The 12,057-nt window shown below is 60.5% G+C and carries 12 protein-coding genes; 4 read left to right on the forward strand and 8 right to left on the reverse strand.

Going from position 1 to position 12,057, the window contains the following annotated elements; genetic code table 11:
* Positions 1 to 2 precede the first annotated feature (2 nt).
* The gene (locus ACMGGX_RS18330; protein ID WP_181594900.1) at positions 3 to 1,910 is read left to right on the forward strand and encodes a DNA topoisomerase III; all 1,908 of its coding nucleotides are present in this window, start codon (positions 3 to 5) and stop codon (positions 1,908 to 1,910) included.
* Positions 1,911 to 1,980: 70 nt separating this feature from the next.
* Here the strand turns inward: ACMGGX_RS18330 and gdhA are convergent, their stop codons facing one another.
* Positions 1,981 to 3,324, reverse strand: a complete 1,344-nt coding sequence (gene gdhA / locus ACMGGX_RS18335; RefSeq protein ID WP_420298694.1) for an NADP-specific glutamate dehydrogenase — start codon at positions 3,322 to 3,324, stop codon at positions 1,981 to 1,983.
* A 228-nt stretch (positions 3,325 to 3,552) separates the two neighbouring features.
* Here gdhA and ACMGGX_RS18340 point away from each other — a divergent pair, with 228 nt between their 5' ends.
* Positions 3,553 to 3,831: a DUF1496 domain-containing protein gene (locus tag ACMGGX_RS18340; protein ID WP_029742006.1), complete on the forward strand. Its 279-nt coding sequence runs from the start codon at positions 3,553 to 3,555 to the stop codon at positions 3,829 to 3,831.
* Here the strand turns inward: ACMGGX_RS18340 and ACMGGX_RS18345 are convergent.
* Positions 3,791 to 4,207, reverse strand: a complete 417-nt coding sequence (locus ACMGGX_RS18345) for a pyrimidine (deoxy)nucleoside triphosphate diphosphatase (RefSeq protein WP_032657918.1) — start codon at positions 4,205 to 4,207, stop codon at positions 3,791 to 3,793. The genes ACMGGX_RS18340 and ACMGGX_RS18345 overlap by 41 nt on opposite strands.
* Positions 4,208 to 4,282: 75 nt before the next feature.
* On the opposite strand from ACMGGX_RS18345, the gene ACMGGX_RS18350 reads away from it, so the two are divergent.
* Together ACMGGX_RS18350 and ACMGGX_RS18355 are read left to right on the forward strand one after the other, a co-directional pair.
* Positions 4,283 to 4,852, forward strand: a complete 570-nt coding sequence (locus tag ACMGGX_RS18350; RefSeq protein WP_420298695.1) for a carboxymuconolactone decarboxylase family protein — start codon at positions 4,283 to 4,285, stop codon at positions 4,850 to 4,852.
* A complete protein-coding gene (locus ACMGGX_RS18355) occupies positions 4,845 to 5,462 on the forward strand; it encodes a CDP-alcohol phosphatidyltransferase family protein (RefSeq protein ID WP_420298696.1) in 618 nt (205 codons plus the stop codon). The genes ACMGGX_RS18350 and ACMGGX_RS18355 overlap by 8 nt, the downstream gene beginning before the upstream one ends.
* Here ACMGGX_RS18355 and ACMGGX_RS18360 read toward each other — a convergent pair.
* The 6 genes from ACMGGX_RS18360 to xthA form a co-directional block, all read right to left on the reverse strand.
* Complete coding sequence (locus tag ACMGGX_RS18360; RefSeq protein ID WP_348560955.1) at positions 5,459 to 6,766, reverse strand: sulfurtransferase; 1,308 nt, start codon at positions 6,764 to 6,766, stop codon at positions 5,459 to 5,461. The genes ACMGGX_RS18355 and ACMGGX_RS18360 overlap by 4 nt on opposite strands.
* Before the next feature lie 73 nt (positions 6,767 to 6,839).
* Complete coding sequence (locus ACMGGX_RS18365; protein WP_348560956.1) at positions 6,840 to 7,460, reverse strand: ATP-binding cassette domain-containing protein; 621 nt, start codon at positions 7,458 to 7,460, stop codon at positions 6,840 to 6,842.
* On the reverse strand, positions 7,460 to 8,989 hold the full coding sequence (locus ACMGGX_RS18370) for a thiamine ABC transporter permease (RefSeq protein WP_420298697.1): 1,530 nt from the start codon (positions 8,987 to 8,989) through the stop codon (positions 7,460 to 7,462). Before ACMGGX_RS18370 ends, ACMGGX_RS18365 begins: the two co-directional genes overlap by 1 nt.
* Entirely contained in the window at positions 8,962 to 10,122 is a 1,161-nt protein-coding gene (locus ACMGGX_RS18375) for an ABC transporter substrate-binding protein (protein WP_420298768.1), read from the reverse strand. Before ACMGGX_RS18375 ends, ACMGGX_RS18370 begins: the two co-directional genes overlap by 28 nt.
* A gap of 15 nt (positions 10,123 to 10,137) precedes the next feature.
* Entirely contained in the window at positions 10,138 to 10,821 is a 684-nt protein-coding gene (locus tag ACMGGX_RS18380) for a TVP38/TMEM64 family protein (protein WP_348560959.1), read from the reverse strand.
* 6 nt (positions 10,822 to 10,827) lie between these two features.
* Positions 10,828 to 11,634 carry an exodeoxyribonuclease III gene (gene xthA, locus ACMGGX_RS18385; protein WP_045401521.1) on the reverse strand — a complete coding sequence of 269 codons (807 nt, stop codon included), beginning with the start codon at positions 11,632 to 11,634 and terminating at the stop codon, positions 10,828 to 10,830.
* Positions 11,635 to 12,057 lie beyond the last annotated feature (423 nt).

Here is a 12,057-nt window from a genome sequence, read left to right on the forward strand (position 1 = left end):
CGATGCGGTTGTTTATTGCCGAAAAGCCGAGCCTGGCCCGTGCCATCGCCGACGTGCTGCCTAAGCCGCATCGCAAAGGTGACGGCTTTATCGAATGCGGTAACGGGCAGGTGGTCACCTGGTGTATTGGTCACCTGCTTGAGCAGGCGCAGCCGGACGTCTATGACAGCCGCTACGCCCGCTGGAATTTAAACGATCTGCCCATCGTGCCGGAAAAATGGCGCCTGCAGCCCCGTCCCTCCGTCACCAAACAGCTCAACGTGATCAAGCGCTTCCTGCATGAAGCCGCTGAGATCGTGCACGCGGGTGACCCGGACAGGGAAGGGCAGCTGCTGGTGGATGAGGTGCTGGACTATCTTGAGCTGGCGCCGGAGAAGCGCCAGCAGGTGCAGCGCTGCCTGATCAACGACCTCAACCCGCAGGCCGTCGAGCGGGCGATTTCGCGCCTGCGTGCCAACAGCGAATTTATTCCGCTGTGCGTCTCGGCTTTAGCCCGCGCCCGCGCCGACTGGCTGTACGGTATCAACATGACCCGCGCCTACACCATTCTTGGGCGCAACGCGGGCTATCAGGGCGTGCTTTCAGTGGGGCGCGTGCAGACGCCGGTGCTGGGGCTGGTCGTGCGTCGCGACGAAGAGATTGAGAACTTCGTCGCCAAAGATTTCTTTGAGGTGAAAGCGCATATCGTCACGCCTAAAGATGAGCGCTTTACCGCCGTCTGGCAGCCGAGCGATGCCTGCGAATCGTACCAGGATGAAGAGGGGCGTTTGCTGCATCGTCCTCTGGCGGATCATGTGGTTAACCGCATTACCGGCCAGCCGGCTATCGTCACCAGCTATAACGATAAACGGGAATCAGAACCCGCGCCGCTGCCGTTCTCGCTGTCGGCCCTGCAGATTGAGGCCGCGAAGCGCTTTGGCCTCAGCGCGCAGAACGTGCTGGACATCTGCCAGAAGCTCTATGAAACCCACAAGCTCATCACCTACCCGCGTTCGGACAGCCGCTATCTGCCGGAAGAGCACTTTGCCGGACGCCATTCGGTGATGAACGCCATCAGCGTCCACGCGCCGGATCTGCTCCCGCAGCCGGCGGTAAACCCGGACACCCATAACCGCTGCTGGGATGATAAAAAAGTCGATGCCCACCACGCGATTATTCCGACGGCCCGCGCCAGCAACGTCAACCTGACCGAGAACGAAGCGAAGGTCTATAACCTGATCGCCCGTCAGTACCTGATGCAGTTCTGCCCGGACGCGGTATTCCGCAAGTGCGTGATTGAGCTTGAGATTGCCAAAGGCAAGTTTATCGCAAAAGCGCGTTTCCTTGCGGAAGCGGGCTGGCGCACGCTGCTCGGCAACAAAGAGCGCGACGAAGAGAACGACGGCACGCCGCTGCCGGTGGTCGCCAAAGATGACGAGCTGCTGTGCGAGAAGGGCGAAGTGGTTGAACGTCAGACCCAGCCGCCGCGCCATTTCACCGATGCGACGCTGCTGTCGGCGATGACCGGGATCGCCCGGTTTGTGCAGGATAAAGATCTGAAGAAGATCCTGCGCGCCACCGACGGTCTCGGTACGGAAGCAACCCGCGCGGGGATCATCGAGCTGCTCTTTAAGCGTGGCTTCCTGGAGAAAAAGGGACGCTACATCCACTCAACGGAGCCGGGCCGGGCGCTAATCCACTCTCTGCCGGAGCTGGCCGCCAGGCCGGACATGACCGCGCACTGGGAATCGGTGCTGACGCAGATCAGCGAGAAGCAGTGCCGCTATCAGGACTTTATGCAGCCGCTGGTTGGGACGCTTTATCAGCTGATCGATCAGGCGCGCAGCACGCCGGTGAAAACGTTCCGAGGGATGGTTGCACCCGGTGGCGGCGCGAAGAAACCGTTCAAGAAGAAAAAGAGCGCGGCCTGACACACGTTTTTTCTCCCTCTCCCCGTGGGAGAGGGCCGGGGTGAGGGCACCCGGCCGCACGCGATAAACCTTAAATCACACCCTGACCAATCATCGCATCCGCCACCTTCACGAACCCGGCGATATTCGCCCCGCGCACGTAGTTGGTTTGCGATGCCTCGCCGCCGTACTCCACGCAGGCATGGTGAATATCGAGCATGATGTGGTGCAGGCGCGCATCCACTTTCTCCGCCTTCCAGCCGAGACGCGCTGCGTTTTGCGCCATCTCAAGGCCGGAGGTCGCCACGCCGCCCGCGTTAGCGGCCTTGCCCGGCGCAAACAGCACGCCCGCCTCAAGGAACAGATCCGTCGCGTCGATGGTGGTCGGCATATTCGCCCCTTCGGCCACCGCTTTTACGCCGTTGCTAATCAGGGTACGCGCGGCGTCTGCATCCAGCTCGTTTTGTGTTGCGCACGGCAGGGCGATATCCACCGGCACGCCCCACGGCTGTTTCCCTTCCAGGTAGGTCAGGCCAAGCTCCCGGGCATAATCCGCCACGCGACCGTCGCGGCTGGCTTTGATTTCACACAGGCGCGCCAGCTTCTCTGCCGTGAAGCCCGCTTCATCCACCACCGTGCCGCTGGAGTCAGAGGCGGTCACCACGCGAGCGCCAAGCTGCATCGCCTTCTCAATAGCATACTGCGCCACGTTACCGGAGCCGGATACCGCGACGCGCATGCCTTCAAAGCCTAAACCGTGACGCTTGAGCATCGCCTCGGTGAAGTAAACCAGGCCGTATCCTGTCGCTTCCGGGCGGATCAGGCTCCCGCCAAACGACAGCCCCTTGCCGGTAAAGACGCAGGCGCTGTTGTTGGAGAGCTTTTTCATCATCCCGGCCATAAAGCCCACTTCACGTCCGCCCACGCCGATATCACCGGCAGGAACGTCGGTATCCGGGCCGAGGTGGCGGTAGAGTTCGGCCATCAGCGCCTGGCAGAAGCGCATCACTTCGCCTTCGCTTTTGCCTTTCGGGTCGAAATCGCTGCCGCCTTTCCCGCCGCCCATCGGTAGCGTGGTGAGGGCGTTTTTAAAGGTCTGCTCGAAGCCGAGGAATTTCAGAATCGACAGGTTCACGGACGGATGAAAACGCATGCCGCCCTTAAACGGGCCAATGGCCGAGTTAAACTGAACGCGCCACGCGCGGTTAACCTGTACCTGGTTGCGATCGTCAACCCACGTCACGCGGAACTGGATCACGCGCTCTGGCTCGACAAGGCGTTCAAGCAAAGACATCTGGCGATAACGCGGGTTTTGTTCAAGGAAGGGCCACAGGGTGGTCATAACTTCACGCACGGCCTGCGCGAACTCGCTTTGGTGCGGGTCGCGCTGCTGAACATGGGCAAGGAAACTTTCCAGAGAGCGTGTCTGATCCATAGATATAAGAACCTCTTATCGTATTTTATGTTTATTACTTATGCGATTTGTGTTGTTTTTTTGACTATACCACCCGTACCGCTTTGTGAGGCAAGCAGAAATTTATGACGAAAGGGAAATTAATGAGAGGGCGGGCGTCATAACGAAAAGCGATGAAGAGATAAATTAAAGGTTCCGCTCTGGTTTACCGTTATAGTCATTATCAAGGAACTACTGGAAGATGTGTCTATGAAACGTTATCTACTCACCGCGTTATGTCTGATCTTTACCGCAGGCGTGCAGGCCAACCCCATTCTCCCGGACGTGGAAGTGAATGTGCCGCCGGAAGTGTTTAGCTCCAGCGGCCAGAATCAAACGGTGCAGCCCTGCAATCAGTGCTGTATCTATCAGAATCAGAACTACTCGGAAGGGGCCGTTGTGAAAGCGGACGGCATTCTGCTGCAGTGCCAGCGCGACGAGCGCGCCATCAGCACGAACCCGCTGGTCTGGCGTCGCGTAAAACAATAAAGGCTTCCAGCAGCGGAATATCCGCGGGGGCTAAGGCGTAGCCAAACGCCTCTTCCGGCGTACACCACGCGAGCGCGCTGTGGTAGTGCGCCGTGAGCTCGCCGCGAAAAGCAGGAACGTGCCAGGCATGCAGGTTAATCAACCGCTGCGAGACTTCCCGCTGGTGGCTTGCCACGTATTGTCCCGGCAGGGCGTCAATGCCCAACTCTTCACGCAGCTCGCGGATAAGCGCTTCTGGCTGGGTTTCTCCGGCCTCGACTTTACCGCCTGCAAATTCCCACATTCCCGGCTGGTCGGCGTGGGCAGGGCGCTGCGCCAGTAAAATGTTGCCGTCTTTTTCGATGATGGCGGCAACGACATCGAGTGTTTTCAGCATGGTCGTCAATAATTGATAGCGAAAAAAGACATATTATCGTGCCCTTTCTCAGAGTCCAGTAAACAGGAGAATCAGGTGAAAGAGTCCACCGCCTGGGTTGCCCCCCTCGAATCCCTTCCCGCCAGCCTTAAACCGATTGCCGCCATGCAGAAAAAGCATTTTGGCGCGGTGCTGAATCCCACCCGCTGGTGGGGGCGAATGCCGCGTCTGTTCTGGCTGGTGGCGCTGTTTGTCGGCTTTCTGGAGCGCCGTCACGCGCGCCTGACGCCCGCGCTGCGTTCGCTGCTCATGACGCGGGTATCCCAGCTCTGTCACTGCGCTTTCTGTATTGATGCCAACAGCCTGCGTCTGGCCGAGCGCTGCGGCGCGCTGGATAAGGTTCAGGCCGTGAGCGACTGGCAGGATTCCGCCTTGTTCACCGAGCAGGAGCGCGCGGCGCTGGCCTACGCCGAGGCGATGACCGCCACGCCGCCCCGGGCGGATGAGGCAGTCAGAACGGCGCTGAAACGCCACTTCACGGACGATGCCATCACCGAGATGACGGCGCTGATTGCGTTTCAGAATCTCTCCGCCCGTTTTAATGCCGCGCTGGATATTCCGGCGCAGGGGCTGTGCGCCACGTTTAACGAGGCTCCCCATGCTTGACCGTCATCTTCATCCGCGAGTAAAGCCCGTTCTGAATCGTCTGGTTTCCGTGCTGGATAAGCCGGGCATCACGCCCGACGGATTGACCCTGACCGGGTTTGCCATCGGCGTGCTGGCGCTGCCGTCTCTGGCACTCGGCTGGTATCCGGCGGCGCTGGCTGCCATCGTGCTTAACCGCCTGCTGGATGGTCTGGACGGCGCGCTGGCGCGCCGGAGAGGGCTGACCGACGCGGGCGGATTTCTCGACATCGCGCTCGATTTTCTGTTCTACGCCCTGGTGCCGTTTGGCTTTGCGCTCGCGGCTCCCGCAGAGAATGCGCTCGCGGCCGCCTGGCTGCTGTTTGCGTTTATCGGTACCGGTAGCAGCTTTCTGGCGTTTGCGGCGCTGGCCGCGAAGCACGATATCGACAACCCCGGCTATGCGCACAAGTCGTTTTATTACATCGGTGGGTTAACGGAAGGGACGGAGACCATCGCGCTGTTCGTGCTGTGCTGCCTCTTCCCGGCGCACTTTACGCTGTTCGCGTGGGTATTCGGCGCGCTGTGCTGGCTGACCACCACAACGCGCGTCTGGAGCGGCTATGTGACGCTAAAGTCACTCACCCGTTAGAGCGCACTCTCGGGCCCGCGCGCGCCGGTGGTGACCGGGTTCTGCGGATGACTGCTCCATTCGTACCAGCCGCCGTCATAGACGGCGACATTCTTCCAGCCCATCGCCCGGGCGTAGATAAAGGTTTCTGACGCCCGCCACCCGGTGCCGCAGTAAAACGCGACGTGCTGTTCCGGCAGAATATTCCAGCGCTTCCACTGGGCGGCGATATCGTCCGCGCTGCGCATGGTGCCATCCGGGTTATGGAAATCTTCCATATGGGTCGCGTCGCTGCCCGCATGACCCCAGCGGGCACCGGCTATTTCACCTTTTGGCTTGATGTAGCTGTAGCCGCTGGTTTCGCCGATGAACTCCGGCCACGAACGAATGCTGACCAGGGAGGCATCCTGACGGTGCAGCATCCCGCGCGCCTGTTCCATATCAACCATCAGCTGCGGCTGGCCGGGGATCGGCGCGCCGAAATCGGGGGCTGGCGCCACTTTGCCGGGCGTGCCGCGTTCAACCGGCAGGCCTGCATCGGACCACGCCTTCCAGCCGCCGTCGAGAATACGCACATCCTTCACGCCCGCATACAGCATGATCTGCGCCACGCGCGCGGCGGCGTAAACGTCACGTCCATACAGAATGACGGTGGTGTCGTGACGGATCCCGCGCTTCTCCAGCATCGCTTTCAGCTTGTCGTCGGAGACTTTATTCCACAGCGGCTCGCTTTCTACCTCGTTGGTGTCGATGTAGCCCGCGCCGGGAATGTGGTTCAGCAGGTAAAACTTCGGTGCGCCCCAGGCGGCTTCAATCACTTTCCAGTCACCCGCCGGCGCGGCGGTCACGGGTTTACCCTGCTGGAGGCGGTGGATCCACTGCGGGTAAACCAGCTGTTCAAAGTGAGGCAGGCGCTGAAGGCGGTCGGGCGTCTGCAGCGCGTCGCTGAGCAGCGAGACGTGGCGGTATCCGGCTTTCTCCAGGCGGGATTTCACCGCCAGGTTATCGTTCTCGTCGCCGTACAGGGCGATGGCGGTTGCAGGCGTAAGCTGATGCTGTTTTGCCCAGCTCGCAATCTGCTCGTCGCTCATTGCGCCCAGCCAGGCGGCAGCCAGGTTGAGTGCGGCGGGTTCATGTCCTGAGGGGCCGCTGAGGGTTTGCGGCCAGCCGTTATAGAACGCGCTGGGGCGGGTGTCGACAGGCGTGCCGTGCTGCGCCTGAAGCTGGGAGAGCGTCATCACGTTGGCCATATCAGCCGCCAGAGAGGAAAAGGAAGCGAGGCCGCAGAGCAGGGCCAGCGCGGTCAGTTGAGAAACACGTTTCATCGAATAACCTGACGTCAGTAAAAGAGGGGGGCATTGTCGTCTCTCCCGAAACGGAAAACATTGCGTTAGCACATTATTGCCAGCGAGAAATCTCAATCAGCTCGCCGCCGGGCGGAATATCGTCCTCATCGTGCGTGACCAGCACCACCGGGATATTGCGCGCGCGGACGGCTTCAAAAACCCATGTCCGAAACGTCGTGCGCAGCGTTTTATCGAGGCGGCTGAACGGTTCGTCCAGCAGCAGCGCCTGCGGCTCTGCGAGCAGGGCCCGCAGCAGGCTGACACGGGCACGCTCCCCGCCGGAGAGGGTGGCCGGATCGCTGGCGTAATGACCGCTCAGGCCGGCGGAATCCAGCGCCTGCTTGACCGCTTCCCGACGCGCTCTCCCGACGATCCGCTCAGGCAAGGCCAGCAGCAAATTTTGCCCGACGCTGAACTGTTCAAACAGCAGCGCATCCTGAAAGAGAATGCCCAGCCCGCGGGATTCAACAGGGAGGCTATCGCAGCGACGCGCGTCGAGCCACAGTTCGCCCCGCGCCTGGAAATCGTCTGACAGCGCGCCGACCATCCACGCAAAAAGGGTCGATTTGCCGCTGCCGGACGGCCCCATCAGGGTAACGATCTCCCCGCGAGGAACGCAAAAATTGACCTCGCGGAAAAGCGGTTCGATGGTGAGATCTTTAACCTTCAGCATTAACGTAATCCTTGACGATAGCGGCCCGCGAGCCGGGATAACAGGGCGGCAAGACCGAACACCGTTCCCGTGACCAGCAGTAATCCCAGCGCCCTGCTGGCGAGAACAGGGATGCTGCCCCCGCTGCTGAGCGCGACGGTTTCGGTGGTCAGCGTGGCGAAGCGCCCCGCGCCCAGCCAGAGCGTCGGCATGTATTGCGCTATGCTGACGGAAAAACCAATAGCAAAGGCCAGCAGCGCCGGGCGCACCAGCAGGGGGCATTTCAGCAGTAAGAATATTTTTGCCCGTCGCCAGCCGAGCGTTCTGGCGGTAAGGATAAGCCGGGGGTCGATCCGCCGCCAGGCGGGCTGCAGAACCAGCAGCATCCACGGCAACACCCACAGCAGATGGCTCCAGAGCACGGCGACATAGCGCCCGTCGAGCCCCAGACGTAATGCAATAAAGTATTGCCCGGTGACGAGCGGCAGCGCCGGAAGGGCGAGCGGTGACCACACCCACGCTGCGCCGCGCTGCGGTCCCCATTCCAGCCAGAGAAAAATGACGATGAGGGCGATCAGGCTCGACAGCAGGCCGAAGGAGAGGCTGTTCCCCACGGAACCCACGTCGCCCCCTTGCGCCAGCATCAGCAGTACCGCAGCGCACAGGATGCCGCACGCGGGCAGTAACCCGCTGAGTGCCCGCTCAGGCAGGACGCGCTGAGACCTTCGGCGCGTCCCCGCGAGGTCTGGGATTGTGCGCCGCCATGCCTTCCAGAGGCCGTATCCGAGGGCGGCAAGCGCGGCCAGCAGCATAAGGAGAAGCAGGCACAGCAGCATTCCTTTTGCCTGCTGCTGCGCGTCGCCCTGGCTTAGCCACTGCCAGGCCAGCACGGCCAGGGTGGGCGGGTTACCGGGCCCGAGAACGATCGCCACGTCCACGACCGAGAGCGACCATGCCAGCACCGCCAGCATCACCGCGCCGAGGACAGGCGCGATCGCCGGGAGGATCAGCCAGCTGAGCGTCTGATAACGCCCGTAGCCAAAGGTCTGCAGGACGATCTTCTGCTGCGCGAGCCGTTGTTCCGGCAGTACGGCGTAAATGGCCCACAGCACGAACGCGCTCTCTTTGACCGCGAGCGTCAGGCCCAGCCCGACGCCGTAGCGGTCAAACGGAGCCGTACAGACGGTACAGAGCTGATAAAACAGACCGCCCTCGGCAAACAGCAGTAACGCGCTGGTGGCGAACGCCACATGGGGGATCGCCAGCAGCCAGGGCAGCCGGGTCGTGAGGCGTCGCCAGCGTTGACCTGGCCACAAAAGGCAGACGAAGAAAAGGGCAATCAGCAATGCCCCCAGCGTGGCGATGAGCGTTGAGACCAGCGTGGCGACGGTCGCCTGCGGCAGCTGCGGATCGTTCAGCAGCCGCTGCCAGTTTGTCGCAGAAAGCGCCGGTGCGAACAGCATCACGCCGGCGGGCAGGAGCGGCAGATAAATCACCGCCATCGCCAGCCAGACGAGGCCGCTCAGCGGGTGCCGTAACGACGCAGCCATTCCTGCTCCAGCGCGTTCACCCAGGCGGACTGCGGCTCTGCAAGCACCTGCGGCAGCCCCTGAGGCGTATGGTCCAGCAGCTGTTTCGCTTCCTCTTCGGGGAGCGTTTTCGCATCCAGGACGCTCGGGTCTCCCCAGATGGCCGGGTCGGCCTTGCGGATTTGCGCCAGCGGTGACAGCAGGAAATTAGCGACCACCTTTGCACCCGCGCTCGCGCTGGCATTGGCCGGGATAGCCACAAAATGGACGTTGCCGAGCATCCCGCTCTGGAAACCAAAGCTGTAGCTGTCGGCGGGCAGTTCGCCGCTCGCCACTTTCTGCTGCGCATGCGCCGGGTTAAAGGTCAGCGACAGGTTCAGACTGCCGCTGGCAAGCAGGGTATCCATTCGGGCAGGCGAGGGAGGGAAATCTTTTCCTTCGCGCCACAGCAGCGGTTGCAGCTTATCGAGGTAGGCCCAGAGCGGCGCCGTAACCTGAGCAAACGTTGCATCGGGCGCTTTTTGTAACACCTCTGGATGCGCCGTAAGCGTCAGCAGCAGCTGCTCAAGAAATGCCGTGCCGGTAAAATCGGGTGGGCGGGGATAGCTAACTTTGCCCGGGTGCTGCTGCGCGTACGCCAGCAGCGCCTGCGGATCCACCAGCGGCGTCGGCATGCTGGCTTTGCGGGCGATAAAGGTCAGCTGCGCGCCGCCCCACGGCGATTCCGCCCCGTCTGTGGGAATCGCAAAATCTTCCGTGACGGGTTTACGGGTATCGACATAGCGCCAGTTTGGCAACGACTGCGCCCATCCGGTTTGCAGCAGGTTCGCCTCTTTTAACGTGCGGAAGTTTTCGCCGTTGACCCACAGCAGGTCAACCGAGCCGTTGGCCTTACGCCCCGCGGCGGCTTCCGTCTGGATCCGTTTTACCGCATCGGCGGCGTCCGCCAGCGGGACAATTTTTAGGGTAATGGCGTAGTGCGTTTGCATCTCACCGCTGACCCACTCAAGGTAGCGGTTGACCGCCGGATCGCCGCCCCAGGCGTTAAACCAGACGGTCTGGCCTTTGGCCTGCTGTTGGATAGCGTGCCAGCTTTCGGCGGCACAGAGGGGGGCTGCCAGCAGCAGACCTGTCAGGAACGCGCAAAAACGCACACGGCGCATAATGCCTCACTTTTTAACAGACGGGAGATAACGGGAAAACAGCCGGCGCGTCGCCAGCGGCAATAACCCCAGTAGTGTAAAGGCGATTAGCATGCCCGGCGACAAAATATCGCGCAGGGACGCCACTTTCCCCAGCTCGCGCCCGGCGTTGAGAAAGACCACCGTCGCGGGCAGCATGGCGACCTGGCTGACCCACCAGTAGCGGCAGACTCCAATGCGGGTCAGCCCCATCAGCAAATTCACCAGGAAAAACGGGAACAGCGGCATCAGGCGCAGGGCAAAAAGATAGCCCGCGCCGTCATGCGCCATACCGGCGTTCACCGTTTTCATCTGTTGAGCAAACCGCCGCTGGACCCCGTCGCGCAGCAGATAACGGCTGGCTAGCATCGCAAGCGTCGCCCCGAGCGTGGAGGCAAACGAGACCAGAAGGGTGCCTTCCCACAGGGGAAATAACGCTCCGCCCAGCAGGGTGAGGATCGCCGCGCCGGGGATCGACAGGGCAGAGACCGCCACGTAGAGGGCAAAAAAGATCAGCGCGCTTTGCAGCGGCGCGTGGTCAACATGGGAGAGGAGTGCCTGCTGGTGGGTTTTAATCCCTTCCAGGGAGAGTGTGCCTGGGGGAAGCATGACAAACGTCAGAATAAATGCGCCCAGAAGGGCGCACAGGAAAGCGAGTTTTCGAATGTTCACGCGTCATTACAGCTTGAATTTAGCCCACACCGGCGCGTGGTCAGACGGTTTTTCCATGCTGCGGATCTCGTAGTCGATCCCGGTTTCGATGCAGCGCTCTGCCAGCGGCGAACTGGCGAGCAGCAGGTCGATACGCAGGCCGCGGTTGTCGTCAAAGCCTTTTGAGCGGTAGTCAAACCACGAGAAGCGATCCTGCGTGTCCGGGTTGGCGGTACGGAAGGTATCCACCAGCCCCCAGTCCAGCAGGCGCTGCATCCACTCGCGCTCTTCCGGCAGGAAGGAGCATTTGCCGGTACGCAGCCAGCGTTTGCGGCTGTCTTCACCGATGCCAATATCCAGATCGGTCGGGCTGATATTCACATCACCCATGATCAGCACCGGATTATCTTTGTTCAGTTCGGTGGTCAGATAGTCCTGCAGATCCTGATAAAACTTGGCTTTGGCCGGGAATTTGGTCGGATGGTCGCGGCTCTCGCCCTGGGGAAAGTAACCATTAATCACTGTGATGTTACCCAGCGGGGAAGGCAGTTCCGCCATAATGATGCGGCGCTGTGCTTCTTCGTCATCGCCGGGAAACCCACGGCGGACTGAAACTGGCGTCTCTTTGGTCAACAGCGCAACGCCGTAATGGCCTTTCTGCCCATGATAGAAGACGTTGTAGCCGAGCTTAGCCACCTCTTCGAGGGGGAACATGTCGTCGTGAACCTTGGTCTCCTGCAGACCGATCACATCTGGCTGATGTTGTTCAACGATAGCTTCAAGCTGATGAGGGCGGGCGCGCAGGCCGTTGATATTAAAAGAGACAAATTTCATAGTCGCTGCCAGTGCAAGGTGAATAGTGCATGGATGGTAGCAGAATTTGCGTCAACTGTTACCGGGTTCGGCCAATAACTGCGACAGATAATGCCGGTGGTGCAATATTTGCACCATTCTGACGCGCATCGCCCTCAAACAGGGCGTAAATGACCGATAAATTTCGCGAGCGATCACAATTCCAGAATTATATTTGGCCTGTGCATACTCTTTCTGATTTTCATGCGGCAAAGCGCCGCTTGTCGTAAAAATATTCACTTTTTATGCACTAACAGTGAATAACTCCATATTGTAACTTATTGATATTGTGTTACCTCAACCCGTTTATGCAATTTTATCGCTGGCTGGCACGAAGGCTGCAATCTACATTCACAGTGCAAACACTCAATTATTTAACATTCAAATAACTTTTTATTTACCGGA

This window comes from Enterobacter sp. BNK-29 (genome assembly GCF_048684785.1).
Classification (GTDB): domain Bacteria; phylum Pseudomonadota; class Gammaproteobacteria; order Enterobacterales; family Enterobacteriaceae; genus Enterobacter; species Enterobacter cloacae_M.